The following is a 24380-nucleotide window of genomic DNA, read 5'->3' as shown; positions in this document are numbered from 1 at the left end:
TTTTTTTTTGAACATGCTGCCTGATTATATGGTATTAAAACTGAAGCTAGGAGGGGTTTATTGTTAAGTCCAGCCAGATTGAGTAATTTACGGGCTGGATTGAGTAATCCGGGTTATGGACCTGCCATTAGTATTTCCTGGGCTGTAGTTTTTTAATAGTTGTTCTTTTTTGCTGCGGGAAACATCCACGGAAGACCCGTCGCTCATGATAAGATTTCCTCCTTCGCCTTTGATGTATTTACGGATCTCATTCAGGTTCACGAGATAAGAGTGATGCACGCGCATGAACATAAAATCTTCCAGCATTTCCTCTATTTCTTTGAGTGTACGAGAAACGGTGATCTTTAGTTTGTCTTTCAGGGAAATAATGGTGTAATTGCTGCTGGATGCACAACTGATGATGGAATCGAGGGGGACCAATTGGAGGCCTTCCATGGTGGGCAGGGCTACCTGGTTTACCTGGTGAGATGGTTGATGTAGTTTTGCAATAGGATCTGTAACTGCTGGGGCAGGGGCCTTGCAAGCGATTGATGGCTTTTCTTACGGCTACCTGTAGCTCACCCCGATCAATAGGCTTCAGTAAATAATCAAGGGCACTGAATTTGATGGCCTTGAGTGCATACTGATCATAGCTGGTGGTAAAAATGAGATCAAAATCAATATTGGGTAATTGCTCCAGGAGTTGAAAGCCGTTCATGTGGGGCATTTCAATATCGAGGAATACCAGTTGTACCGGGTGGTTGGCAATGGCTGTAAGCGCCTCTGCTGCGGAATGGCAAACGGCTTCTATTTTTACCTCAGGCAAATGTCTTTCCAATAAAGTGCTGAGTACTTCACAACAATAGGGTTCATCGTCTACAATGATGGCTTTGATCATGATCTTATTATCAAACTGTTTCCTGCAAAAATTCTTTGTACCTGATCTCTACAGTTACTTTAGTGCCGGTGGTATTGCCCAGTTCGTCGGTAATGTCTTCTATTCTATAAAAATGTTGCACGGATCTGTCTTCATTGAATAAGGCAAGGCGATCTGCTGTTAGTTTGATGCCAAGCGATTTTATTTTTTCTGCCGACTTGGTTTTAATTTCAGCGGCACGTGCCCGGCCTATCCCATTATCTGTGATGATGCAATTTAGAATATTATTGCGCATACTAAATGCTACTGATAGCTGACCATGGCCATCTTTGTGCATTAATCCATGCCAGATCGCATTTTCACAGAAGGGCTGTAGCAATAATGGGGAAGTAATATATTGGATGGTTCAATATCGTTGTTGAAGATAATGCTGTAGTCAAAGGCATTTTTGAAGCGCAGTTGTTCCATTTCGAGGTAGAGGCGCAGCATTTCTATTTCATCTTCAAGTACGATGAGGGGTTTTTGTGAATTGATGAGAACGAGGCGGATAAGGCGGGAAAAGCGGGTGAGGTAATCGGAGGCTTTGTCGGGCTCATTTTTTAGGATAAACCGGTTGATGGAGCTAAGGCAGTTAAAAATAAAGTGGGGGTTCATTTGTGCGCGTAAGGCTTGCATTTCCAGTTCGGTGGTGCGGTGTTCAAGATCTTTTGAATGCGTTCATTGCGGAGTTTTTCATTTTTCCTTTTCAGGGAGATATTGCCCAATACCATGAGGCTAAGGAAGGCGATCAATACCAGGCCTCCCATCAGGATATTTCTTAATAGCTGATTACCGCGTAGTTTTTCCTGGGTGATCATTTTTTCCTGTTCGAGCAATTTTATTTGGGCTTTCTGTTTATCATCTTCTGCAATGCGTCTGAACTCATATAGCTTTCCTTTAAGTTGGTCGTTCAATACGGCATCTTTCATCTGTACATATTGCTTATAATATTGGTAGGCGAGGGCGGGTTGGTGTAATGCTTCATAAATTGAAGCCAGGAGCTCACAGGCATTGCGGATATTGAGCCTGGCGTTTTTTTTCCTCTGCCAGGGCCAATGCTTCGTGGGCATATTTTTGAGCATTGAGGAAATCCTTTTGGCCAGGTATATTTTGGCTAAGCCCAGTATTGAATACAAGAACAGGTGTTTCTCGCCACCTGGTTTTAAGGTGTCGTAAAGGTAGGTGAAGAGGGCTTTAGCAGAATCATACTGCTGTCTGAGAAAATGATATTCGGCCAGTCTTAATTGAGTCGACTTGCTGCCTGGATTGCCATTAAAGCTTTGTTGGTAAAACGCCCTGGCGGAGTCGAATTGTTGGAGATCGCAATATAGATCACCCATAGATTGCATCAGATGGCGATGGCACCAATAGCTTTTTCCGGGATTGCAGTCATTGGCTTTCTTATAGTACTCCAAAGCGCTGGCATAATCACCAATATTCCGGTAGGACTTACCTATTTCTGTGAGGGATAAAACTTTGTTGGCTACATCGTGTAGTTTTTCGCTGAGTACGAGGGCCTGTTGGGCAATTTCAAATGCTTTTTCGTAATTACCCTGGTTGCCATAAATGGTGCTGATGGTCATGGTAGCATCTGATATCTCCCGGTCCAGCTTAAGTTTTTTGAAATAGATAATAGAGAGGCCAATGGTATCAATGGCCTGTTGGAAATTGCCTTCGTACCAGAGGGCTTGTCCGATGCCGCGATAGCCGGATGCTGCCAGGGTATCATTCCCGATTTCCACGGCCAACCGGGTAGACAGGCGGTACCAGGACAATCCTTCACTGGGCTTTGAAAGTTGAAGCAGGGTATTGGCGTATAGGTTGGCAGCGAGACAAAGTCCTTGCTTATAGCCTATTCTCTCTGCCTCCTTAATGGCTAATGGGCCATATACCAGTGCTGAATCGGCTTTAATAGTCACGCTATGCACATACCTGTTGGTAATTTGATTGAGGCAGTCTACCCGGCTGGTACCGGTGGTGAAGGGAAGTTGCGTTTTGAGTTGTATTATCCGGTTACTCTCTATTTGCCGGGCTTGGGCACAGATAGTAAAAAAGATATGAGTAAAACAATAAGTAGCAGTCTTTGCATAAATAAGTCGCCAGGTTTTAAAGCTAAATATTTCCTGCCGAAAATGGGGAGCAGAATGAGCCATTAACAAGGTGAGGTGATGGTTGGTATGGCTGGTTGAGCAGGGTAGGTGGTCGGGGGCTGGGGTGGCGGGGTATAGGGATATGATAATGCAATAATGTTGCAAATAAAGCAAGGTCCTTATTTTTGCTTTATGGAAACAAAGAATACTATCAATAAAGGGGACTATGAGGTAATCATAGTTGGGGGTAGTTATGCCGGGCTATCGGCTGCGATGGCTTTGGGAAGGGCCTTGCGCAAGGTATTAATTGTGGACAGTGGGCTGCCCTGTAATCGACAGACGCCGCACTCGCATAACTTCATTACGCAGGATGGCGAACAGCCTGCTGTTATTGCCAGGAAAGGGGGAGCAGGTGTTGGCCTATCCTACGGTTCAGTTTCAGGAGGGGAAGGTTATTGCTGCACAAAAAAACGGGGATCATTTTACGATACGAACGGAGGCCGGCGAGGAATATACAGGGGCCAGGTTGCTATTTGCTACGGGGGTTACGGATATCATGCCTGATCTGCCGGGGTTGGCCGATTGCTGGGGTATTTCGGTATTACATTGTCCTTATTGTCATGGGTATGAGGTAAAGGGAAAAAGACTGGGGTTGTTGGCCAATGGGGATCTGGGTTTTGAATTTACGCGATTGTTGTATCAGTGGAGCAAGAATCTGATCTTATTTACCAATGGCCCCAGCAGCTTAAATGCGGTTCAACGGGAGAAAATAGCGCAATACAATATCCCGATCATTGAAGCACGGCTTGGCCGTATCATGCATCGGGATGGCTATATAAGCGGGGTTGAATTGACGGGTAGTGAAGTGGTGGGGGTGGATGCATTATTCGCTAAACTGGCATTTCGCCAGCATTGTGAATTGCCGGCGGTGTTGGGGTGTACTTTAACGGAGGCTGGTTATTTGCAGGCTGATGAAATGGGTAAAACAGATGTGCCGGGAGTATTTGTGGCTGGCGATAATACGAGTTTTATGCGCTCTGTAGCTTCTGCGGTAGCAGCGGGAAATAAAGCAGGCGCCTGGATCAATAAGGACCTTGCAGAGGCAAGTTTCTAAGGGTATGGACATGAATAAAAAAAAAAGGGACGGCCTGCCATCCCCTTTTTATAGACAATAGGTTGTATTATCTTCTATCGGACAATTTAGCCAGGAGGCGGAGGATCTCGAGGTACAACCAAACGATGGTTACCAGCAAGCCAAAGGCGCCGAACCACTCCATATATTTGGGGGCGCCGCGTTGAGCACCTTGCTCGATCATATCAAAATCGAGGATGAGGTTAAGTGCGGCGATACCTACCACTACCAGGGAGAATATGATACCAATGGTGCTGCCTTCATGAATGAAAGGGATGGTAACGCCGAACATGCGCAGTATCCATGAAATAAGGTAAAATATAGCAATACCTGCTGTGGCCGTTATTACTACTGATTTGAATCTTTCGGTAGCCTGGATAACGCGGAAATAATATAGTGCAAACATGGCTAGTACGACACCGAAGGTGAGACCCACGGCCTGTATAATAATATTCGGCGCAATTTTAGCGAATGCAAAATTGTAGTAGGAGGAAATGGCTCCTAAAAAGAATCCTTCAAACAAGGCATAGATAGGCGCTGCCCAGCCTGCCCATTGTGGCTTAAAGATGGTGATGAGGGCAAGGATGAGGCCACCAATAAGTGAACCCCACATATAGGGAACTATGTTTACGCCATCCGCTGCCATTTTCCAGGCCAGGCCTGCTGTGGCCATTACGAGGATGAAGAGGATACCAAATTTGTTGAGGGTGCCACGCACAGTCATTACATCTGTGTGCTGTGTTCCGATGGCTTTATCGAAGATCTTTTCGCTTAATGCCGGATTACCGGATTTAAAAAGGGCCATAGTGGTTCTATTTTATTTGATCAAGATACAAATTTAGTTAAAACAAACGAAGATGCAAATGTGGAGGGGCTTTTGGTGGATGGGAAAGGTTGATTGACAGGATTTAACAAATCCTTTTTTACAAGTATGTGGCTGTAAGTCCATGAAATGAGGCCTAAGTATGTATAATTATAACCCTTGTGGCAGATAGTTGTATTACCAGTAAGCTGGGACAAGGGTTAGGAGTTATTTGATCAGCATAATGGTGCCTTTCAATGGAAGGATCTTATTCTCATTGCACACTACTTCAGCAACATATACATAGGCGCCTGCTGCAGGGATCTGCCCTTTGACCTTTCCATCCCAACCGGCATTTTTATCGTTGGGGGAAATGTTTTCTCTGCTGAATACGATCTGACCCCAGCGATTGAAGATGCGGAGGCTTTTTACTTTTGTATACCGTATCCTTTAATATAAAACACATCATTTTGCCCATCTCCGTTAGGCGTGAAGGCATTGGGAATGTACACTGCGCCTTTGCCGCACACGACGGTGTTCCTGATCTCATCGGAGGCAGTACAATTGTATTGTGTACGAACGGTAAGTCTAAACGCTGCATCTTTATCGGCAATCAGGCGGGGATTGCTGCAAGTAGTGCAGTTAAGGCCGGTAGCGGGTTGCCATTGATAGGATACCACATCGCTGCTAATAACAGGTTTGAAGTCGATCGGTTGACCAGCATCTACTGTAAGATCGGGGCCCAGATCAACGGTAGGTATGCTGCCTACTTTTACTTTCACCAAGCCGGTATCATTGGGGCAAGTATTGGTGCTGTATGCCACTACCTGGTAGGTGGTGGTTTGTACAGGTGATGCCCATGGGGAAGCGATAAAACTATCGTTGAGCCTGAGGGCGGGTGTCCAGGCAAATTGTTGGGTATTGCCACTGGCCGATAGGCGGGTGCGTTCGCCCCGGCAAATGATGGCATCATTGCTGTGTTGCAGCTGTACTTTTTGATCTACATGGATCATCACGCTATCCTGTTGTATACAACCAAAACGGTTAGTGACCTGTACGTAATAACGGGTATTTGCCCATGCAGTGGCAATGGGATTGGCAGTGCCGGTATTTTGCAAATTGGTTTGGGGCCACCAACTGTAATCAGTGCCATCATAAGCGTGTAAGGGTACCATACTGCCGATACAAACAGTAGTGTCTAATGGAGAAGTGGCAGGAATAGGCAGTGGGCGTATGGTAATAGCTGTATCGACGGTTTCTTCACAACCATATTTTGTTTTAACAGTAAATGCCAGGTCATAAGTTCCTGCATTCGCAAAATAGTGTCTTACGCTATTATTATGGCCAATGGTATTGTTGTTGAGTTGCCAGGTGTAATAGGAAATGCTGTCTTCGGATTGAATATTGGCGGTATAATCGATGGCTGTTTGTGCGCATTTCTCGATCTCTCCCACAATATTGAAAACGGGTTTAGTATAGATTTTTACTGGTTGCGCCAGTTTGAAAGTATCAGTGCAACCTGTATTGCCATACAGGATGAGGGATGTGTTGTAGGCGCCGGGTGCTGGATATTGGTGTACCGGGGATGGCTCGGTTGAATTGGTATGATCGCCCAAATCCCATTTCCAGTTGGCTACGCCAAAGAAGGCGGTAGACAGGTTATTGAAGGCAATGGTTCTGTCGTCGCCACATCGAATGGGTTTATCAATGGCATAATCGGCTACGAGTGAATCGGCGAGAATACGGTGGTTGGCAGAATCTTTACAACCATTGATGGTGGTGGCAGCCAAGGCAATGGTGTGGGTACCAGCCGTGAGGGGATGGATAAGGTGGGTAGAATTACCAGCAAAAGCACCATCTACATACCAGGACACCCGATCAATGGGGTCGACACTGCGCACCTGGTTGGCAAATGTTTTGATGCCTGGATGGCAATAAATACTATCGGCTTTGAAAAGCGCTGCGGGTTGCTGGCGAATGCTTACGGCCTTGGGTTGTGTAAGGGTATCGATACAGCCAAAACGACTTTGCACGATTAGGGCTACTTCATAGTCGCCATCGGTGGTATAGGTATGTGAAGGATTCTCTGTAAGGGCGGTTTGATTATCGCCAAACAGCCATTTATAGGATACTGCACCAAAGGCTGCTTCGGACAGGTTGGTAAACTGAACGGTTCTATCGGTGAGGCAACGTAAGGGCCTGTCGACAGAAAAGCGAGCGCGGGCAGAATCGACTATGATAGTATCCTTTGCTTTCAAGGTATACGGGCAACCTTCAGGACTGGTTAATATTACATTGGGCAGGAATTTACCTGCGAGGGGATAGACATGGTTTACCACCGCATCGGTGGAAGGCTGTACAGGTGTGCCATCGGCATAATCCCAGGCATAGGAGCTGATATTGGAGCCGGTAACCCGCATGGGCAGGGTATAAGGGGTACATCCTACAGCAGGCCCCACAGACAATTGGCCTATAGGCCCCTTGACGCGAATGATCTTAGTGATGGAGTCAATACAACCGCTTACTCCTGTAATTATGAGTTTTACAGGGTAGTAACCTGGCACGGCATAGATATGTGGCGCCGGATCTTTATCGGTAGAACCGGTACCTCCATCACCAAAATCCCATACATACTGCTTGGCATAGGTTGAGCTATCGTAGAAATTGATGGCTATGGGGGCGCATTTGCTGGTATCGCCGATCTTATAATTGGCTTTGGGTTTTACCAGTTTGATGTAGGCGGGTGTAGTAACGCTATCCATGCAGCCGTTCTCGTCTTTACGACCAACTTCATATCATACTCGCCATTGATGCTGTAGGTATGAGACGCGTGGTAGCTGTTGGTGGTAGTGCCATCACCCAGGTACCAGGTATAGGTGGCGTTGTAGGCTGAAGATTGGTTGTACAGAAACACATTGGTGCTACCGCACTTGAGGGTATCATAACTAAAGAAGGCAGCTTTGGGCCTATAGCTTTTGATGTAGTTGTAGGTGATGACCTGGGCTTCGCAACCTGCTGCATCTTTAATGTTGAGGGTAACATGCCAGAAGCGATAGTAATTGTTGTTGGTATAGGTATGGCTGATGGCGGTATCCTGAGTGGTAGTATAGGACGGGGTGCCATCGCCAAAATTCCAGGTCCATTCAACAATGGGGGTAGCTCCATTTTGTATGGAAGTGTCTTTAAACACGGTAATGAGTTCTTTCTCACAGGTGGTAAGGGGGTGGCTTCAAAGCCTGGTACGGGCCCTTTTACCACAATGGGGATGGCATATTGAAAGGAGTCCAGGCATCCCAATTTGTCTTCAATGATGAGCTTTACAAAATAGGTGCCGGCATCGGTGTAGGTATGGGAGGTATTGCCATTGAGGTATTTGCCGTAATTGAGAAAATAATTCCGGTTGTTGATGGTATAACGTGGTGTACCATCGCCATAATCCCAGGTGTATTTATTGATGTTGGAGGAGTCAATGCCAATGGTAGCAAAGTTGACTGTTTTATTACGACAGATATCGGTGATGGACGGGATAAACTTAGCTTTTTCATCAATAATGACTACGCGCATCTGTGCGGAGGAGATGATATTGGTAATTGTATTGCGCCGTGTAACTGTAACTACATATTTTTGGCAGTAGTGGGAAAGGTATGGGTTACCGGGCTTACCGGTGGAGTAGTATACAGGGGGATCCATCACCAAAGTCCCAGCTTAGTGTTTGGGAGTTGCTGACGGTATTGGTGAATGTAATGATATATTTTTCTTTACAGGTCTTGCCCAGAGTAAAGCCTGCGCCTCCGCCGCCACCTCCACCCCCGCCAGAGCCGTCGTCATCGCAGAGATCCTTAACGGCCACGGGTTTCAGAATAGAGCTGTCGGTACAGCCCTGTTGGGTAATAATTTTCAGCCGGATATTGTAGTTGCCGGCGGTGGTATAGGTATGGGTTGCATTGTCGACGGTGGTGATAACTGGTGGCCCATCGCCGAAATCCCATATATAGCTGACTACCGGATCAACTATGTTGCTAAGGCGTGCGGTGGCTTTTACAGGTAAGGGCCTACAACCATCGGGTGGCGTATAGGTAAAGTCAACGATGGGCTTTACGATGCGGATGGTATCTCTTTTGAACATGGTTGCCACACAGCCGGTGAGTGGATCGGTAGCGGCGAGGGTAATGGAATAGTAGCCGGGCAATTTATAGGTGTGTATTGGATTTGGGTCAGTTGGGTGTGGGGTAGCATCACCAAAGTTCCAATCATAAGTAAGGCCGGTAGCCGGCCGGCTGGTATTGGTAAATCGCACAACGAAAAGGGTATCACAGCCAATTGCTTTGTCGACGGTGAAGTTGGGTTGTGGGCCTGGTCTAACTGTGATGGTATGCAAGGCGGTATCATTGCACCCTGCATAGTTGAATGCTACCATCTTTACCTCATAGGTGCCGGGAGTGGTAAAGGTGTGGGAGATATTTTGGCCATATTGAATTGCGCCATTATCGGGAAAGAGCCATTTGATGGTATATAGAAAAGCAGCGGGTGTAACGCCTGCAGTGAAATTGGTGGCAGTGTTGGCGCATACATTGGCTGGGGCTGTTATGGAGGGAGTTGGCTTGCCAGCCAGTATGCCATTGTTGCCCGATCGGATATAGGTACTCACGCAATTGGTGCCATTTCGGGCAGTGAGGGTAACGGTAAAAGCGCCGGTGGTGGTATAGGTATGGGTGGGATTTGGGTCGGTAGAAGTTTGACCGTCGCCAAAATCCCATTGGTAGGTGATGTTTCCACCGCCTGTGGTACTGTTGACAAAGCTGGCGGTGAAAGGCAGGTCGCAACTACTGTTGTTGGGTATGGTGAAGGAGGCAGTGACCTTTGGGTATACTTTGATGTATTGTGGTTGTATGGCGGCTTCGCTTTCGCACCCCCAACTATTGGTAACAATGAGGGATACATTGTAATTGCCATTTACGTTATAGGTGAAGGAGGGATTGGGTTGATTACTGCCACCTGCTCCAAAATCCCATAACCAGTTGGTAAGGGTGCCGGTTTTGGTAGTAGCCTGTTGAGTGAACTGTACGGCATGTGGTGAACAGCCTTCACGCTCATTGGCTGTGAATTTTGCTACTGGTTTGGGATGTACTGTTACGATATCCTGTTTGGTACGTACATCGCCATTGGCAAAGGTTACGGTGAGTGTAATGGTAAAGGTTCCATCGTTGAGGTAATTGGTACCAACGGTTGGGGCGCCATTGTTTATGATGGTGCCATTACCCAGATTCCAATCGCGCCGGGTAACGGTGCCGCCGGTTGAAGCATCGGTAAAGTTTACACCGCTAAGGGGTATACAGCCTTCTTTTTTATTGATGGAGAAATTGGCGGTTGTTTGGCCAGTGGCGGTTAAACCCAACGATAAAGGGCAAGGCATACGCAGCAGAGGAAGCGTACAAAACGGGTGGTATGGGGTACAGCCTTATTGTTCATGATGGCCGATACGGATAAGTAACCAAGTTCTCATGCCGGGAATTTGGGTGAATGGATAAAGCTCAAGCAATAGTATTCCATGGATCTCCGGGATAGCAGAGAAGGTATACTAATGGGTGGGTTTCATAAGTTGGATGATGAACGGAAATGGGTATTAGGGGTATTATCGGGCGGCGAGCGCCGTTAGACTATATAGTGGGGCGAAGATATATCCAATTTTTGTTAGATGGAAGAGGGAGCGGATAATTTAGTGCAATCCGGGCTGGGTTTTTAATGCAGGTTGTGGGGTTGCAGCATTTACCTGCAGGAGAACATCACGTATTTGGGTAAATTTTGTCCAGGGGATAAAGTGATTGGCGCCGGGGATGATCAATTCATGAATGCTCTTTGCATTTATCAGTAATTTTTAGCATAGTCGACATTGGTGGGTGGCACCCAGGTATCGGCAGCGCCGTGAATAAAAAAACGGGGCAGCTGATGCTGGCAAATGCTGATTGTAATTGTATCAGGTCTTTTTCAGGTACCAAAGCTCTTTATTGGAGGGCCGGAAGGCGCCAGGCACCAACCTGTTCAATGGGGTTTTAAATAGGATGGGTCGCCATTTTTCGGGTTTTTCTTCTGCTGGATCAACAGAACCTGCAATCATTTCGAGGGCTGCAATGAGGGTAGGATTGTCTGCGGCTAATTGAATAATGAGGGGGCCACCCAATGAATGTCCTGCGAGGTAGATGGGCCTGCCGTTGTCTAATTTCTCCAGCACCGGGCTAATGAGTTCTGATTGTCGCAATAGGTGCTCTGGTTTTCCAAAATCGCTGTATCCAAAACCTGGCCGGTCAATGGAAACCATACGGTATTGGAGGAGTAAAAGACTGTCCTGCAAGTAGTCGGCAAATGCATCCCAACTACCTGGGGTGCCGTGGATAAATACGAGTGTTGGGAGGTTGTCATTACCGGTAGTGGCATAATGTATATTCCTTCTCTCTACTTTTTGTGTAGTGAAGTGAAGTTGTACGCCTTTCTCTTGAAAGCGGCTGATCATTTCCTTATCGGTTTTGCGGAAGGTCATGCACCCAGGGGTTAGTACCAACGCAATAACAAGCAGTATAATAAGAGGAATAGCTGATCGCATCATTATGGGTTTCCTATGAAAGTTAGGGAATTGTTGGTCGTGAATCGTGAATGTGCCCCGCAAGCTCAGGGGATGAGCCGGTAGCGCCATTATTTCGATAAGAAACGGGCAAAAGAAGGTGGGCTACCTTTTGAAGGGTAGCCCACCATTTGCATTAGATGATCTGGTCGTTGAAACTTTAGTTGTACAACTGGTTGCTGGTGGCCAGATGGATTATGATGATTTTAGTTTTTCTTTTGAGGAGAATTGGGTGGCCGGCGATCGTCTTTCTTTGGTGGTTGCTGGCGATTATCCCTCCGCTGTTGGTGGTGCTGCCGGTTTTGCCCCTGATGCCCGCCACCTTGTTGACCGCCGCCCTGTTGTTGATTTCCACCCTGTTGATTTTGAGGGCGCTGTTGCTGCTGGTTACTCTGTTGTTGGTTACCCTGCTGCTGGGGACGTTGTTGTGACCGTTGTTGTTGCTGGCGGTTATCTTTTTGGTGATGTTTCTTTTTCTTTTCAGCTCTCTCCAGGCTACGCAAGGTGATCTGGCCGACTACATCTACAAATTCTGGTTCTACTTCTCTTGGTTTGGAGCTGGTGATTTCTACGGCTTCGAGCTGATCGGGGATATTGCCCTGGGCATTGAGTTGTTTGATCTTGCGAACTCTCTCAATGGTAACGGGGTATTGTTTGTTGCTATCGGGCAAAACATACCACATCAGGTTTTTGAAGATATCTTTTTGATGAGGGTTGCATTGCCTTTACCTACCTGCAGCATATCGGCATTGTCGGGAAAATGCTGGAGAGCATCAAGATAGGTATCTAGTTCGTAGTTAAGACAGCATTTCAGACGTCCGCACTGACCACTAAGTTTACTTTGGTTGATGGAGAGGTTCTGGTAACGGGCTGCGGTAGTATTGACGGATTTAAAATCAGTAAGCCAGGTACTGCAGCATAATTCGCGGCCGCAGCTTCCTACACCACCTACTTTAGCTGCTTCCTGGCGAGCGCCTATCTGGCGCATTTCAACCTTCACCTTAAATTCACGGGCGAGGATCTTGATAAGTTCTCTGAAATCCACGCGGTCATCGGCAATATAGAAGAAAGTGGCTTTACGGCCGTCGGCCTGTATTTCCACTTCACTCATTTTCATGTCGAGGTTCAGTTGCTTGGTAATGGCCCGGGTTTGAATGAGGGCTTCTTTTTCGCGGGCTTTATTCTGCTGCCAGATCTCAATATCTTTATCAGAAGCGCGACGAAGGACCTTTTTCAGCTCGGAATCATATTCACCAATACCGCGTTTTTTCATTTGAATGCGGACGATTTCGCCTGTCAGGGAAACTTCTCCTACATCGAAACCGCTGATGCCTTCTACTGCGATCAGGTCGCCTTTTTCAAAACCCTGGATAGTCGCATTCCGGAAGAAGTCTTTCCGGCTGCCCTGGTTAAAGCTCACTTCTATCACTTTACACGCAGTATCCTGGTCAGCAACTGGCAGGTTCATAAGCCAGTCAAACGCATTCATCCTATTACAACTACCTGTGCTGCAGCCTCCATTGCTTTTACAGCCAGCCACTTTTCCTGTGGTTCCACATGAACTACATCCCATTCTATGAGTAATTGAGCATGAAAAAATTGTTGAGGCCGCTGAACAGCACCATGTAGGGAGGTATTTTTGTGGCAGGTGTTATAATGAAATTATACACAGCCCTTTGAACGACAGTATATAATATTTAGAGTCTTCCTGCGAATAGGGGTAATCGGTTAATTACCCGGCAGATGAAAGACAATTACGCAAATGCAACACAAAAAAATATAGCGAAGTAAGATAACCTGGAAAAACGCTCCTGTTACACAAATCCACTTGCTACAGCCTCTCCCTTCAAAATCCTTACAACTCAGGCCGATTTACAAATATAGGTTTTTAAGTGTAAAACATTACATAAGCCGGGTTACCTGCTTGTGGGCGATAATATGGTAGAGTTTGATGGTTAGTGCCAGGAACAGCATCTTGGCGTTGGCGTTGCGTTCTATATAATAAGCGGCTCGGTCCAATTCTTCAATAATGGCCTCCTGTTGCTCGAATCCGGCGATCTTATTTAGTCGTAAAGCGAAATCTCTTTCATTATCAGGTAGATATACGGCTTCTGGACCCAAAGCCTGGAGGCGGATGGCTTGTTCCAGGAGGTGGTTAAAGTAAAGAAGGAATTGTTTTTGCTTTTCCCGACCCAGTTTGCTCACTTCATCGATCCACTTTACCTGGGCTACGGGTCCATTTTTGAGGATGGCGTTGAGCCAGTCGCGGAGGAGGGATTGCCAATCTTCGCCGGCATGGCGAATCAACTGGAGGGCTTCGCGGTAATTACCTGCCGCAATTGCGGCTACGGACCGGGCCTGTTCTGGCGTGCATTGGGCTTTGGAGATCAGGGCTTCTGTAATGGCTTCAGTGGTCAATGCCGGTATTTTTACCAATTGGGTCCTGGATAAGATGGTAGCCAAGATCTGGGATTCGTTTTCAGCTACCAGGATAAACAGGGTATCAGGAGGGGTTCTTCTATGAGTTTCAATAGCTTATTGCCTTCGTTGCCCAAGTATTCGGGCATCCAGAGGACCAATATTTTGAAGCCACTTTCAAAGCTTTTCAGGTTCAACTTGCGGATGATCTCATTGCATTCATAAGCGGTAATATTACCTTGTTTGTTTTCGGCTCCTATGAATTGTAGCCAATCGTAAGCGTTGCTATAGGGAGTGTCGACAATAAACTCACGCCATTCCTGGATATAATCTGTGCTAACGGGTTTATCGCCGGCTTTGCGTGGAATAACCGGGTAGGAGAAATGAATATCGGGATGCACCAATCGGGCGGCTTTTAGGCAGGATGCGCAGGTTCCGCAGGCATCGGCGAGTAATATTTCATCGTGGGTGATGGGTTCCGGAGCATCACCAAAAGGGAGGGCCCGGCAGGAGCTGCCTCCTTTTGCCATTTACTTTTTCACAAACAACGTATTGAGCAAATGCAATGGCCAGGGGTAGGGCACCATTTCCTTCTTTTCCAAGGAAAAGTAAGGCATGGCTCAGGCGGTTTTGCTGTACCATTCCCGCCAGGTGTTCTTTGGCTTTCTGTTGCCCGATGATATCCTTAAAAGACATGGGGCGAAGATAGGCGTAAAAAATAAACCGTTCGCAGTGGTAGCGAACGGTTTAAAAATCTTCCAGAGTGGAAACGATTTCAACAGAGGTCTTAAAACAGGATATCCCGGACTAGTATAGTCATTTGTTTGAGCTAATGTTCTTGAGGGTCTTCGCTCCAGGATAGGCTTCGTTCAACGGATATTTGGATTTAGGGTGGTTTCCCCGCAGGATATTATGCTTTGTTCTTCCCAGGAATTGGATGTGGTTTTTATGGGATCAGGGGACCTTCGCTTTTTCGGAGGTATTGGATCTGTCTGGTTTTTTTAGTTTACTGAATTTTGCGATTTCAATGGTATTGGATTGTTTCAGTGCTATAAAGATGTTTAATAGTCAGGAGAACATTCAATCTATTCGTTGGGTGGTGGTTTTCAAACGATTTCTGATCTGATACTATCGATATTGCATTTGGGTCGGAATTAAATGACAAATGGCGGGAAATACCCGCCATTGTAATATAGGTGCTATTAAAAATGTATAAATAGGATTAATTCAGGTATTTGGTAACTTCCTCACTCATGGGTTTTACTCTGCTGGGAATAACGGTTATCAATTTGCCCTGTTCGTCCAGCAGGAATTTGGTAAAATTCCATTTTATGGGATCTTCAACACCTAATTTTTGGGCTTCTTCGGTGAGGTATTTGAATAAGGGATGGATATCATCGCCTTTAACGGACACTTTTTCGGCCATGGGGAAAGTTACGCCATAGTTTTTGCGGCAAACTTCTTCTATGTCAGTACTGGTTCCGGGCTCCTGGTTAGCGAAGTTATTGGCTGGAAATCCTACGATAACCAGTTTATCCTTGTATTTATCATACAGTTGTTGTAACTCGGTATACTGGGGGTAAGGCCGCATTTGGAAGCGGTATTAACGATCAGTATCTTTTTGCCTTTATACTGGGAGAAACTGATGGGGTCCTTTCCTTCGAGGGAGGGAACCTTAAAATCATAAATAGAGGTAGCTGCAATCAGCAATAAGGAGCCAAGTAACAGGCGTATCATAGATGTAAGTTTTTAATGATAATTAACTAATACAAAGATGGTGCTTAATTGGTTGCTCCTGCGGAAAAGTTTACAGGGGGCGGTCAGGGATAACGATTGTTTAACCAAAGCAGGTGATGGATGATATTATTTTTTTCATAACATCCCAGATCGGGGAGGCCAACGGGGCGGGGATTGCCATCCAGGTCAATAGTTAGGGTAGTAGCTTTCCCTTTATTGAGAGCGGGCGATTCTTCCTTTAACCGGAAGTTGTACAGTCTTTTTTGGGTGTCTATGCTATCAAAAAGGGGGCCTGATTGGCTATTATGTTACTGGTTGTTGTATTGGCGGGGTTGTTCTTTACTTTCCATAGGCAATTTTGAAAACTAAGATTAAAGGGGCCATTGGCTCGCTTGCTGGTTATGACTTCATCTTCGACTACGCTGTTTTCGGCCCAGAAAATGCAATTGGTAAATGTGGCTGTCAGTGGGGCCGTTAATACGTTATTGCCATCCTGGAAGAAATCCGTTACCAATAATACGGGCTCTTTGTGTTGAATGAAGGTATTGGAATAAGCTACTGATGTGCAATGATTAAACTCATAGTTACCACCCATTGCCAGTACCATATTCTTTCCGCAATTGCTGATCAGGCAGTTTTGCGCCCTGATGTCGGACTGCACGGATTGAATGCCTGCATCATAGCAATTGTCGATGATGGTTTCGCTTAAGCGGATCTTGGGATTGGCATTGATAGTAGGGCCAATGGCTATGATACCCTGATAGGCATTTTTGATTACGGCAAATTGGAGGTAATTGTCTTTACTCTCGCCGCGGAAATAGATGCCGGGCCAGGCGCCGGGGTAATTGCGATAGGGCTCGTCAATACGGTCGCCCTGGAAAATGACTCTTGTACTATCATATTTTTCGCCTGTTACGAGGAGGCTGCCATCTACAATAAAAGGGGCATTGGCATGTAGGTAGATGCGGCAGCCTTTCAAGATGGTGAGGGTGATATTGGTATCCACCTGCAAACCGCCCATGATGACATAGGGTTTATCGTTAGTCCAGGTTTCGTTGTTGGCAATCAGTCTTGAACGCAGGAAATGGGCATTTTGGCCCCAGGCTTCTAATTGAACCCAGCGTTCCTGGTTGTTGAACTGAATATGGATGCTGTCTCTTAGTACAAAGGGCAAGTTTTCGGAAGTGGGGTCTATTTTGACGGATACAAATACGTATAGACTGTCATTGGCTTCTATTTCAATGTCGCTAACAGTTGGGCCGGGAGTGCCATCTACGTTAATCCTGAATACAGAACTGGCCCCTCCAGCCAGGGTTACGTTACTGAGTTTTAGCTTTTGATCATTGTCGTTAAAAATCCGGAATAAATGGGTAACAGAGCCTACAGAAGTGAAAACGGTATCAAAGTGTAAGGTGTCGGCGGAGGTACTGAGGTTGGCATGGCCGGTAATAAATGAATCCTTTTTGCAGGAAGTAGCCACGCAGGCAACGATCAATATCAAAACCAGTACTTGCTTCATGGATTGCTAAAGTAAACTATTTCATTTAACGTAAGTGCCGGCTATTAATTGTTATTGGCTACCGGGAGGCGAATCCCATGGTAGCAATGCTGAGTTTTACATTGTTGGCTGTTAATAATGCAAGTCCGCAGGCTTCCAGGGTGGCGCCTGTGGTAATCACATCATCTACCAATAGTACATGCTTGTTCTCAATTTCGGCGGCATGCTGCAGAGAGAACCTGCCTTCCATATTTTGCCATCGTTCCAACCTGTTTTTGCGGGTTTGTGTTTCTGTAAGTATGGAGCGGACGACAATATTGTTCAGCACTGGGATGCCCATTATTTCGGCCATGGCTGCGCAGAGTACCTGTGATTGATTATAACCTCTTTTTCTTTCCCGGGCTGCAAAAAGGGGTATGGGAACAAGGGCGTCGGGTAAGGTAAAGTGGTTAGAGGATCGCAGGGATTCGCCGATACGTTTGCCAAACCACGTACCAATATCTTTCCTGTTGTTGTATTTAAACTGGTGCATGAGGTGCTGCAGGAGGGAGTCCTTGGTAAAGTATAAATAACTGGTTGCATTGACCAGTGGTAACCGACCCCGGAAGATATGTTGAACGGGGTTATCGGCATACAGGTGAAAATTGGTAAGGGGTAGCCGACTGATGCAGGATAAGCAAAGCAGTTGATCATTGCTTATTATATCGCTGCTACATCCGGCGCAGCAGTGGGGAAAGAATAGGTGTAATAGTGATTTGGCAGTTTCGGTAAAATTCATAGATCTAATCTTCGGTTTATGAACCCCGCAGGCCAGGCATTACAGACTTATTGCCACAAGTTCCTGGCCTACAGTGGGTGACCTGAATTATATACCGATTATTGCTCTAAATAGATTTGCTGTTAAAAAGATATTGGTATACTTCGTCTACTCTGCCCATACTGACCACTTCTATATTGAATTTCTGGAAGTTAAGGCCTTTCTGATTGTAACGTGATACCAGAATTTTTTCAAATCCGAGTTTCTCTGCTTCGGCGATACGTTGTTCGATACGATGAACGGCCCTGATCTCTCCGCTTAAGCCAACTTCTCCGGCAAAGCAGGTGAGGGATGGGAGGGGAACATCTTCGTAGGAGCTTAGGAGTGCACATAATACGGCGAGGTCAATGGAGGGGTCTTCAACTTTAAGACCTCCTGCAATATTGAGGAATACATCTTTTACACCAAAGTGGAAGCCTCCTCTTTTTTCTAATACGGCCAATAGTAGCTGCATGCGTCTGAGATCGAATCCGGATACGGTACGTTGGGGTGTTCCATAAACAGATTGGGTTACGAGGGCTTGGACTTCTATGAGTAAAGGGCGCATGCCTTCAATGGAGGCGGCAATGGCAATACCGCTTAGTTGATCTTCTTTTGTGTGATAAGTATTTCGCTGGGATTATTAACGCCACGCATGCCTTCGCCCGACATTTGATAAATACCTAATTCGGCTGTTCCTCCAAAACGGTTCTTAATGGTACGCAGGATGCGGTATGCATGGTGGCGATCGCCTTCAAACTGTAATACGGTATCAACCATGTGTTCCAAAATCTTTGGGCCTGCAATGGCTCCATCCTTGGTAATATGGCCAATAAGAAATACGGGTATATTGGTTTCTTTGGCAAATCGTTGAAACTCGGCGGCTGATTCACGTATTTGTGAAATGCTGCCTGGTGAAGAATCTATATAAGGGGATTGAATGGTTTGAATGGAATCTACAATGACAAGTTGAGGTCTTAGTTTTTTTATTTCCTGGAAGATGGTTTGTGTAGAGGTTTCAGTAAGGAGGTAGAACTGATCGTTCTGTATTTTTAAGCGGTCTGCTCGCATTTTGATCTGCTGATCACTCTCTTCACCACTTATGTATAGGGTGGTAATGTCTTTCAGTAATAATCCAATTTGCAGGAATAGGGTTGATTTACCAATACCCGGTTCACCGGCTATTAAAGTTATGCTACCAGGAACAATACCACCGCCAAGTACTCTATTCAATTCTGCATCGGGTGTGATGATTCGTTTTTGTTCGGGCGTAGTTACTTCATGCAGGGCAATTGTTTTGATCTCTTTCTTGTCTTCATGAAAGTTTTTCCAGGTATTCTCTTTTGGGAACTCTCTTTATGAATGACTTCTTGAACAAAAGTATTCCAGGTACCACAGGAAGGACATTTACCGAGCCATTTAGTGCTTTCATAACCACAGTTGCTGCAAAAGAATGCTGTTTTCACTTTACTCATGTGATAAAGTTAGTAGTATAAAAAGATTTGAGGTTAACAGAAGTGGATAAGGAGCTGAAAAATTTACAACAAAGAAGAAATGGCAAACATGATCTATCAATCTTACTTCCTGATCTATTTTTTAAGTACTGAACTTGTCAAAAAAATGGTTAGAAATAGTGTTGAATAAATGTGTGAAGGAGAATAGTTTTTTTGAAAAAGAAAGGAGGTATAATTAAGAAAAAAAGCGGCAAAAACGTCGGTATTTTTTAAAGTAAAAGGGCCAACATTACTGTTGACCCCTTACTTACTAACCCATTAAATTCTTGCACTAAATTACAAATAAGCGCCACATAACAAAATTATTTTTAGGGTTGTGAATAAATTTTACCCCCTTTTCAGGTATACGCCGGCGGTGTTAAGAGTAGTTGTAATAGATTGATAATTAATGGATAGTAAACATATTAGTATTTATGGGTAAGTCTTTGTGATAAAATGTCAGCTATTGTCTTTTATCAAGTTTTGCGGTGACAAAATGCCCCTTTTTTGAATGGGTAATCTGACAAAAACAACTAAAGAAGGCTGGTAACTGTTTTGATGTATAGATGTTATATAATATAAAATAGTACAAAAAATGACACCATCAATTCTGATCATTTCGTTGATTTTTTTAGGCATCAGTATGCTGGTTTCGGGGTGTTAAAAAGTAAGTTTACGGCCTACAGCCGGGTACCCCTATCTGCGGGTTTAACAGGCAGCCAGGTGGCGCAAAAATGCTGCGTGATAACGGCATATTTGACGTAAAAGTAGTGTCGGTTGAGGGTTTTTAAGTGATCACTACAATCCTGCGACCAAAACGGTAAATCTAAGTCCGGACGTATATAATGGAAGTTCAATAGCTGCTGCAGCGGTAGCCGCTCACGAATGTGGTCACGCTGTACAGCATGCTACTGCGTATCAATGGCTTACAATGCGTAGCCGATTGGTTCCGATAGTCCAATTCAGCTCTGGTATTGTGCAGTGGGTTTTATTAGCTGGAGTATTGTTAATCAATGCGTTCCCTGCCTTATTATTAGGCGGAATCATCCTTTTGGTCTCACAACCCTGTTCTCGGTCATTACGTTGCCTGTAGAGTTTGACGCCAGTAACCGGGCACTTGGGTGGTTGAATCGTACTAATATTATGAATCAACAGGAATACCCCAAGGCCAAGGATGCATTAAAATGGGCTGCTTTGACGTATGTGGTTGCTGCTGTGGCTTCTATCGCTACGTTGGTACAGTACATACTGATTTTCCTGGGAGGGAACCGGGAGCGAAACTAAGTGGAAATTTTTCTGAAACATCTAGCAAAATGAATAAAAGCTGTGCAGCATCCTACACAGCTTTTTGTCTTCTTGTCGTGCTGCGCCTGTCAGCCATGGGCGCCTACCTCCAAAATTTATAAAAAGAAGATTTTCCGGCCTTCGGGTTTTTGTGAGCCCGCTCTGGTCACCATATCTAACTGCGCCGGGTAGAATGATACCTGCTACGAATCCCGGCTATCAATAACCAATGCTAACTGTGACGCAAACTCCGGCCTTTATGCCGGAGTTTTTTATGCCTGATAGGGATGCTGCTTGTATTAATAAGGGGGAAAATGTATTTACAGATGTTGTTATATGGGGAGTGAGGTTATGAAAAAGGGTAAAAGGGGTAAAGTGTTACACACTTATTAGCTAAAACTGCGCAGTTACAGCCCAAAACTGCACACTTATTGGTTTGTTGTAGGAGTATTGACGTGCTACACCTAATTTCATGTTTTACTATCTGATTCCACGAGAGTTTCTGGTTCGCCTTTCTATAGTCTATCGGGTACCCCTACGGTGCCCGATTTTTTTATCGCTGATTACGCAGATTGGAATCGCAGAATGTACAGACTATAATAGATTGGAATGATTGAGATCGCTGATTATACTGATTAAGGTGGTTTCCGAGGAGTAGAGGGAACGAGGAGTGAATTGGCATGTAGGAATATTGATTGAAGTTAATGGGATACGGGGCCTGCAGACAGAAGCCTTGGGTGGGCCTGGTGGCCTTATTTACCAAAAAGGGTTAAAACAGGGAGGAGATCAGAGTTTGATTTCTTCTTCGTGTTTATCGAAGAAATGGAATTCTGTGAGGTGATAATTGGTGTTTTCGGCCATTTTGATCTTCTGACCATATTTCATTCTCCATTTCCACTGTTGTGAGCGGAAGAGCCAGCCACCTTTAGTAAGGTATGCGTACATAATGGGATGAACTACCAGGGTAAGATCCTTATGTTGATGGGTGATGAGGTAACTCAAGTTCTTTTCAATTTCATCTTCCAATAGGAGGGTAGATGAAATTTTGCCGGTACCAGCACAGGTGGGGCAAACTTCCTGTGTATTAATATTCATTTCCGGCTTCATGCGTTGCCGGGTGATTTGCATGATACCAAACTTGGAAATGGGCAGTACGGCGTGCTTGGCCCTGTCGGGTTTCATGAATTCCTCCATAGCTTCCAGTAGTTTCCGTTTATTATCGGGTAGCTTCATATCAATGAAGTCTACTACGATAATACCACCCAGATCGCGGAGGCGAAGCTGACGGGATATTTCAGCAGCGGCTTCGAGGTTGGTTTCCAGGGCATTTAACTCCTGGTTATTACCCACGCTTTTGTATCCGCTGTTGACATCAATTACATGCAGGGCTTCAGTATGTTCTATGATAAGATAGGCGCCACTGGGGAGGTTTACTGTTTTGCCAAAGGCAGCTTTCACCTGTTTGGTAATACCAAACTGATCAAAGATGGGGAGGCCATTGTGATAGAATGCTACAATGTCGGCCTTTTCAGGTGCGATGCGTTGTATATAGCTCCGGGTATCGTTGTAGATATTCCGGTCATTGATCACAATTTTATTAAAATCTTCGTTCAGCAAGTCGCGCAGGATGCTGGTAGTCTTGGTTTGCTCGCTGAGTATTTTAGCGGGAGCAATGGACCCCTTGAGATTATGCTGGATTGCTTTCCAAGTTTCTACGAGCATGGAAAGGTCTTCATGTAGTTCGGCGGTATTCTTTCCTTCGGCTGCTGTACGAACAATTACACCAAAGTTTTTGGGTTTGATAGCTTCTACAATCTTCTGAAGGCGTTTGCGTTCATCGGCAGAGTGGATCTTGCGTGAAACAGCAACAATATCATTGAAGGGAGTGATGACTACAAACCTACCTGGTAGAGATATTTCGCAGCTCAGGCGGGGACCTTTGGCTGCAATTGGTTCTTTAAGAATCTGAACCAGTATATTGGGTTTGCCACTCAATACCTCATTTATCTTACCGGTTTTAATGATCTCGGGTTCTACCTGGAAGGTACCGAAATCAAAATCTTTACCGCTATTATCGTTGATGGCCTGCTGGGTGAATTTCAATAATGAGCGGGCATAGGGGCTAAGATCGGTATAATGAAGGAAAGCATCTTTTTCAAAGCCTACGTCCACAAATGCGGCATTGAGGCCAGGAATTAATTTTTTTACCTTACCGAGATAGAGATCTCCCACGGCAAAACTGGCATCAGCTTTTTCGTGATGCAATTCTACCAGTTTCTTATCCTCTAATAGGGCAATCTCTACGCCCTGAGGTGCAGCATTTATAATTAGTTCCTTATTCAAGCGTAACATCTTTTACCGTCTTACCAATCATCACTACAAGGAAGGTGCTGAAGCGGAATTAGTTGTCAAATATCCTTTCAATCAGGGATTGCAAGCAGCAGTTCTGTGAATAAATGACAAATAATAAATTCAGCCAAAGAAGGAAAGGGGCCCCGTTTTGGCGGGACCCGTTGCAAGAAGGTAAACCTTAGCGGTTTTTCTTCTTATGACGGTTCTTTCTCAATCTCTTTTTACGCTTATGCGTCGCAATCTTATGACGCTTTCTTTTTTTACCACAAGGCATAAATTCCCAATGAATTTAGTTAAATAATAATTTTTAATACACTTTTTCCTTTCAGCGCTTCTTCAGCGATGCCGTTCCGGATCATAAATCCCGAGGGATTTAACTCAGCGCAGCTCAGGAAAGGTTTATTTCTTTAATAAGCTAATACGTTCTTCAATATCTTTCGCAAAGGCCGGATCTTTCAGGAGTTTTTTGCCTTCTGTATACCATTTAATGGCATTGGTTTTGTCTCCTTTACGCTCGCAAGCGTCGGCCAGCATCAGGATTGCTTCCAGGTTGCTGGGTTCGTGCTCTGCTACTTTGATTAATCTTTCAATGGCCTTGTCTAATTGTCCTGAAACGATGCCTCCCAAGCCCAGCATAAATTGTGCATACATATTATGCGGATCACGTTCAGCAACGTCGCGAATCATCTGAATTCCCTGCATCGGATTGTCGCTAATACCTCCCAAGAGGTAGCAACTTCCCAGCCCGATCTTAAGGGAATCATTAGCCGGATCTAATTGTAAAGCCTTCTCAAACAACTCTTTAGCTTCTATCGCCATCCATCTTTTTAGGGCGGGTTCTTCCTGGCGGCGAACCCCATCTAAATAGAATTGGGCAGCAAAGGTGAGGTTTTTTTGAGAATTTTCCAATTTAGCTGCTTTTGCTGTATACCAGGCAAAAGGCAACAGCAAATGGGCAGAGTCTCTCCAGAAGTCTGCCAACTGCCTGAATACTTTAATTTGCTGATCTTTAACATCACCACGGACAACGGCTGTTTCCAGCTTACTGACGTATGCCTGCTGGGATGGGGTAAGCTTCTGGCGGGATGCCGCCAGAATGGTTTCAATGTCTAATTGACCCGCAGCAGGTGCTGCTGCAGGCGTAGTTTTATCTTTCGGGGGATAGTTCGGCCAAAGAAATATAGCAGGCAAAACAGAATGATTCCGCTGCCTACTAAAACCATCTGCTGCTTTTTCACGTATCAGTGTAAATTTAGTGAGCAGCAAA

The 24380-nt window shown here is 45.2% G+C and carries 25 protein-coding genes and 3 pseudogenes; 2 read left to right on the top strand and 26 right to left on the bottom strand.

Annotation, left to right across the window (positions count from 1 at the left end; translation table 11 throughout):
• Positions 1–87: 87 nt before the first annotated feature.
• Genes RS881_RS61235 through RS881_RS54360 form a run of 5 tightly spaced genes read right to left on the bottom strand, consistent with a single transcriptional unit; the run spans position 88 to position 3150 of the window.
• The gene (locus RS881_RS61235; protein WP_350340356.1) at positions 88–366 is read right to left on the bottom strand and encodes a LytR/AlgR family response regulator transcription factor; all 279 of its coding nucleotides are present in this window, start codon (positions 364–366) and stop codon (positions 88–90) included.
• Positions 248–877, bottom strand: coding sequence for a LytR/AlgR family response regulator transcription factor (locus RS881_RS54375; protein WP_315818433.1), 630 nt, complete (start codon positions 875–877; stop codon positions 248–250). Before RS881_RS54375 ends, RS881_RS61235 begins: the two co-directional genes overlap by 119 nt.
• A gap of 10 nt (positions 878–887) precedes the next feature.
• On the bottom strand, positions 888–1193 hold the full coding sequence (locus RS881_RS54370; RefSeq protein ID WP_315818432.1) for a hypothetical protein: 306 nt from the start codon (positions 1191–1193) through the stop codon (positions 888–890).
• Positions 1193–1531 carry a histidine kinase gene (locus RS881_RS54365; RefSeq protein WP_315818431.1) on the bottom strand — a complete coding sequence of 113 codons (339 nt, stop codon included), beginning with the start codon at positions 1529–1531 and terminating at the stop codon, positions 1193–1195. The genes RS881_RS54370 and RS881_RS54365 overlap by 1 nt, the downstream gene beginning before the upstream one ends.
• Positions 1507–3150 (bottom strand): tetratricopeptide repeat protein, encoded by a 1644-nt coding sequence (locus RS881_RS54360; protein ID WP_315818430.1) that lies wholly within the window; start codon positions 3148–3150, stop codon positions 1507–1509. Before RS881_RS54360 ends, RS881_RS54365 begins: the two co-directional genes overlap by 25 nt.
• Before the next feature lie 205 nt (positions 3151–3355).
• On the opposite strand from RS881_RS54360, the gene RS881_RS54355 reads away from it, so the two are divergent.
• A complete protein-coding gene (locus RS881_RS54355; RefSeq protein WP_315818429.1) occupies positions 3356–4099 on the top strand; it encodes an NAD(P)/FAD-dependent oxidoreductase in 744 nt (247 codons plus the stop codon).
• A 67-nt stretch (positions 4100–4166) separates the two neighbouring features.
• Here the strand turns inward: RS881_RS54355 and RS881_RS54350 are convergent, their stop codons facing one another.
• The 19 genes and pseudogenes from RS881_RS54350 to RS881_RS54270 all read right to left on the bottom strand — a co-directional run bounded on the left by RS881_RS54350 (position 4167) and on the right by RS881_RS54270 (position 19459).
• Positions 4167–4922, bottom strand: coding sequence for a Bax inhibitor-1/YccA family protein (locus RS881_RS54350; protein WP_315818428.1), 756 nt, complete (start codon positions 4920–4922; stop codon positions 4167–4169).
• Between the two features lie 225 nt (positions 4923–5147).
• Positions 5148–5294 carry a T9SS type B sorting domain-containing protein gene (locus RS881_RS61230; RefSeq protein WP_350340355.1) on the bottom strand — a complete coding sequence of 49 codons (147 nt, stop codon included), beginning with the start codon at positions 5292–5294 and terminating at the stop codon, positions 5148–5150.
• A 53-nt stretch (positions 5295–5347) separates the two neighbouring features.
• Positions 5348–7681: a PKD domain-containing protein gene (locus RS881_RS54345; RefSeq protein WP_315818427.1), complete on the bottom strand. Its 2334-nt coding sequence runs from the start codon at positions 7679–7681 to the stop codon at positions 5348–5350.
• Positions 7642–8109, bottom strand: coding sequence for a PKD domain-containing protein (locus RS881_RS54340; RefSeq protein WP_315818426.1), 468 nt, complete (start codon positions 8107–8109; stop codon positions 7642–7644). Before RS881_RS54340 ends, RS881_RS54345 begins: the two co-directional genes overlap by 40 nt.
• A gap of 248 nt (positions 8110–8357) precedes the next feature.
• Positions 8358–8483: pseudogene (locus tag RS881_RS61225) on the bottom strand (hypothetical protein); the annotation flags it as partial.
• Between the two features lie 94 nt (positions 8484–8577).
• Positions 8578–10332 carry a PKD domain-containing protein gene (locus RS881_RS54335; RefSeq protein WP_315818425.1) on the bottom strand — a complete coding sequence of 585 codons (1755 nt, stop codon included), beginning with the start codon at positions 10330–10332 and terminating at the stop codon, positions 8578–8580.
• 561 nt (positions 10333–10893) lie between these two features.
• A complete protein-coding gene (locus tag RS881_RS54330; protein WP_315818424.1) occupies positions 10894–11454 on the bottom strand; it encodes an alpha/beta fold hydrolase in 561 nt (186 codons plus the stop codon).
• 287 nt (positions 11455–11741) lie between these two features.
• Complete coding sequence (locus tag RS881_RS54325; protein ID WP_315818423.1) at positions 11742–12218, bottom strand: hypothetical protein; 477 nt, start codon at positions 12216–12218, stop codon at positions 11742–11744.
• Entirely contained in the window at positions 12218–13024 is an 807-nt protein-coding gene (locus tag RS881_RS54320) for a PSP1 domain-containing protein (protein WP_315818422.1), read from the bottom strand. The genes RS881_RS54325 and RS881_RS54320 overlap by 1 nt, the downstream gene beginning before the upstream one ends.
• A gap of 413 nt (positions 13025–13437) precedes the next feature.
• Positions 13438–13998 (bottom strand): hypothetical protein, encoded by a 561-nt coding sequence (locus RS881_RS54315; RefSeq protein ID WP_315818421.1) that lies wholly within the window; start codon positions 13996–13998, stop codon positions 13438–13440.
• A 20-nt stretch (positions 13999–14018) separates the two neighbouring features.
• Entirely contained in the window at positions 14019–14483 is a 465-nt protein-coding gene (locus RS881_RS54310) for a DNA polymerase III delta subunit-related protein (RefSeq protein ID WP_315818420.1), read from the bottom strand.
• Positions 14440–14649 carry a DNA polymerase III delta subunit-related protein gene (locus tag RS881_RS54305; RefSeq protein ID WP_315818419.1) on the bottom strand — a complete coding sequence of 70 codons (210 nt, stop codon included), beginning with the start codon at positions 14647–14649 and terminating at the stop codon, positions 14440–14442. Before RS881_RS54305 ends, RS881_RS54310 begins: the two co-directional genes overlap by 44 nt.
• A gap of 526 nt (positions 14650–15175) precedes the next feature.
• Positions 15176–15690 (bottom strand): annotated as a pseudogene (locus RS881_RS54300) (glutathione peroxidase).
• Positions 15691–15773: 83 nt separating this feature from the next.
• Positions 15774–15947, bottom strand: coding sequence for a choice-of-anchor Q domain-containing protein (locus tag RS881_RS54295; RefSeq protein WP_315824928.1), 174 nt, complete (start codon positions 15945–15947; stop codon positions 15774–15776).
• 14 nt (positions 15948–15961) lie between these two features.
• Entirely contained in the window at positions 15962–17209 is a 1248-nt protein-coding gene (locus RS881_RS54290) for a hypothetical protein (RefSeq protein WP_315818418.1), read from the bottom strand.
• Between the two features lie 58 nt (positions 17210–17267).
• Positions 17268–17966 carry a ComF family protein gene (locus RS881_RS54285; protein ID WP_315818417.1) on the bottom strand — a complete coding sequence of 233 codons (699 nt, stop codon included), beginning with the start codon at positions 17964–17966 and terminating at the stop codon, positions 17268–17270.
• A 106-nt stretch (positions 17967–18072) separates the two neighbouring features.
• The gene (locus tag RS881_RS54280; RefSeq protein WP_315818416.1) at positions 18073–18552 is read right to left on the bottom strand and encodes a magnesium chelatase domain-containing protein; all 480 of its coding nucleotides are present in this window, start codon (positions 18550–18552) and stop codon (positions 18073–18075) included.
• Between the two features lie 32 nt (positions 18553–18584).
• The gene (locus RS881_RS54275; protein WP_315818415.1) at positions 18585–19217 is read right to left on the bottom strand and encodes an ATPase domain-containing protein; all 633 of its coding nucleotides are present in this window, start codon (positions 19215–19217) and stop codon (positions 18585–18587) included.
• A gap of 41 nt (positions 19218–19258) precedes the next feature.
• Positions 19259–19459, bottom strand: coding sequence for a hypothetical protein (locus RS881_RS54270; protein WP_315818414.1), 201 nt, complete (start codon positions 19457–19459; stop codon positions 19259–19261).
• Positions 19460–20318: 859 nt separating this feature from the next.
• Between RS881_RS54270 and RS881_RS54260 the strand changes: the two are divergent.
• Positions 20319–20761: pseudogene (locus RS881_RS54260) on the top strand (zinc metallopeptidase); the annotation flags it as partial.
• A gap of 786 nt (positions 20762–21547) precedes the next feature.
• Here RS881_RS54260 and RS881_RS54255 read toward each other — a convergent pair.
• Positions 21548–23113, bottom strand: a complete 1566-nt coding sequence (locus RS881_RS54255) for an Rne/Rng family ribonuclease (protein WP_315818412.1) — start codon at positions 23111–23113, stop codon at positions 21548–21550.
• Between the two features lie 399 nt (positions 23114–23512).
• Entirely contained in the window at positions 23513–24379 is an 867-nt protein-coding gene (locus RS881_RS54250) for a tetratricopeptide repeat protein (RefSeq protein ID WP_315818411.1), read from the bottom strand.
• Between the last annotated feature and the right edge of the window lies 1 nt (position 24380).

Source organism: Paraflavitalea speifideaquila (assembly GCF_032395985.1).
In the GTDB taxonomy this organism is placed as follows: domain Bacteria; phylum Bacteroidota; class Bacteroidia; order Chitinophagales; family Chitinophagaceae; genus Paraflavitalea; species Paraflavitalea speifideaquila.
This window is presented reverse-complemented; position numbering and strand designations above follow the sequence as displayed.

What these genes read in the sequence shown, in the direction of transcription:
- RS881_RS54375 (WP_315818433.1), bottom strand. Translation starts at nt 877, where the DNA reads ATGATCAAAGCCATCATTGTAGACGATGAACCCTATTGTTGTGAAGTA.
- RS881_RS54370 (WP_315818432.1), bottom strand. Translation starts at nt 1,193, where the DNA reads ATGCACAAAGATGGCCATGGTCAGCTATCAGTAGCATTTAGTATGCGC.
- RS881_RS54365 (WP_315818431.1), bottom strand. Translation starts at nt 1,531, where the DNA reads ATGCAAGCCTTACGCGCACAAATGAACCCCCACTTTATTTTTAACTGC.
- RS881_RS54355 (WP_315818429.1), top strand. Translation starts at nt 3,356, where the DNA reads ATGGCGAACAGCCTGCTGTTATTGCCAGGAAAGGGGGAGCAGGTGTTG.
- RS881_RS54350 (WP_315818428.1), bottom strand. Translation starts at nt 4,922, where the DNA reads ATGGCCCTTTTTAAATCCGGTAATCCGGCATTAAGCGAAAAGATCTTC.
- RS881_RS54345 (WP_315818427.1), bottom strand. Translation starts at nt 7,681, where the DNA reads ATGGATAGCGTTACTACACCCGCCTACATCAAACTGGTAAAACCCAAA.
- RS881_RS54335 (WP_315818425.1), bottom strand. Translation starts at nt 10,332, where the DNA reads ATGCCTTGCCCTTTATCGTTGGGTTTAACCGCCACTGGCCAAACAACC.
- RS881_RS54330 (WP_315818424.1), bottom strand. Translation starts at nt 11,454, where the DNA reads ATGACCTTCCGCAAAACCGATAAGGAAATGATCAGCCGCTTTCAAGAG.
- RS881_RS54325 (WP_315818423.1), bottom strand. Translation starts at nt 12,218, where the DNA reads ATGTGGTATGTTTTGCCCGATAGCAACAAACAATACCCCGTTACCATT.
- RS881_RS54320 (WP_315818422.1), bottom strand. Translation starts at nt 13,024, where the DNA reads ATGAATGCGTTTGACTGGCTTATGAACCTGCCAGTTGCTGACCAGGAT.
- RS881_RS54310 (WP_315818420.1), bottom strand. Translation starts at nt 14,483, where the DNA reads ATGGCAAAAGGAGGCAGCTCCTGCCGGGCCCTCCCTTTTGGTGATGCT.
- RS881_RS54305 (WP_315818419.1), bottom strand. Translation starts at nt 14,649, where the DNA reads ATGTCTTTTAAGGATATCATCGGGCAACAGAAAGCCAAAGAACACCTG.
- RS881_RS54290 (WP_315818418.1), bottom strand. Translation starts at nt 17,209, where the DNA reads ATGAAGCAAGTACTGGTTTTGATATTGATCGTTGCCTGCGTGGCTACT.
- RS881_RS54285 (WP_315818417.1), bottom strand. Translation starts at nt 17,966, where the DNA reads ATGAATTTTACCGAAACTGCCAAATCACTATTACACCTATTCTTTCCC.
- RS881_RS54280 (WP_315818416.1), bottom strand. Translation starts at nt 18,552, where the DNA reads ATGCGCCCTTTACTCATAGAAGTCCAAGCCCTCGTAACCCAATCTGTT.
- RS881_RS54270 (WP_315818414.1), bottom strand. Translation starts at nt 19,459, where the DNA reads ATGAGTAAAGTGAAAACAGCATTCTTTTGCAGCAACTGTGGTTATGAA.
- RS881_RS54255 (WP_315818412.1), bottom strand. Translation starts at nt 23,113, where the DNA reads ATGTTACGCTTGAATAAGGAACTAATTATAAATGCTGCACCTCAGGGC.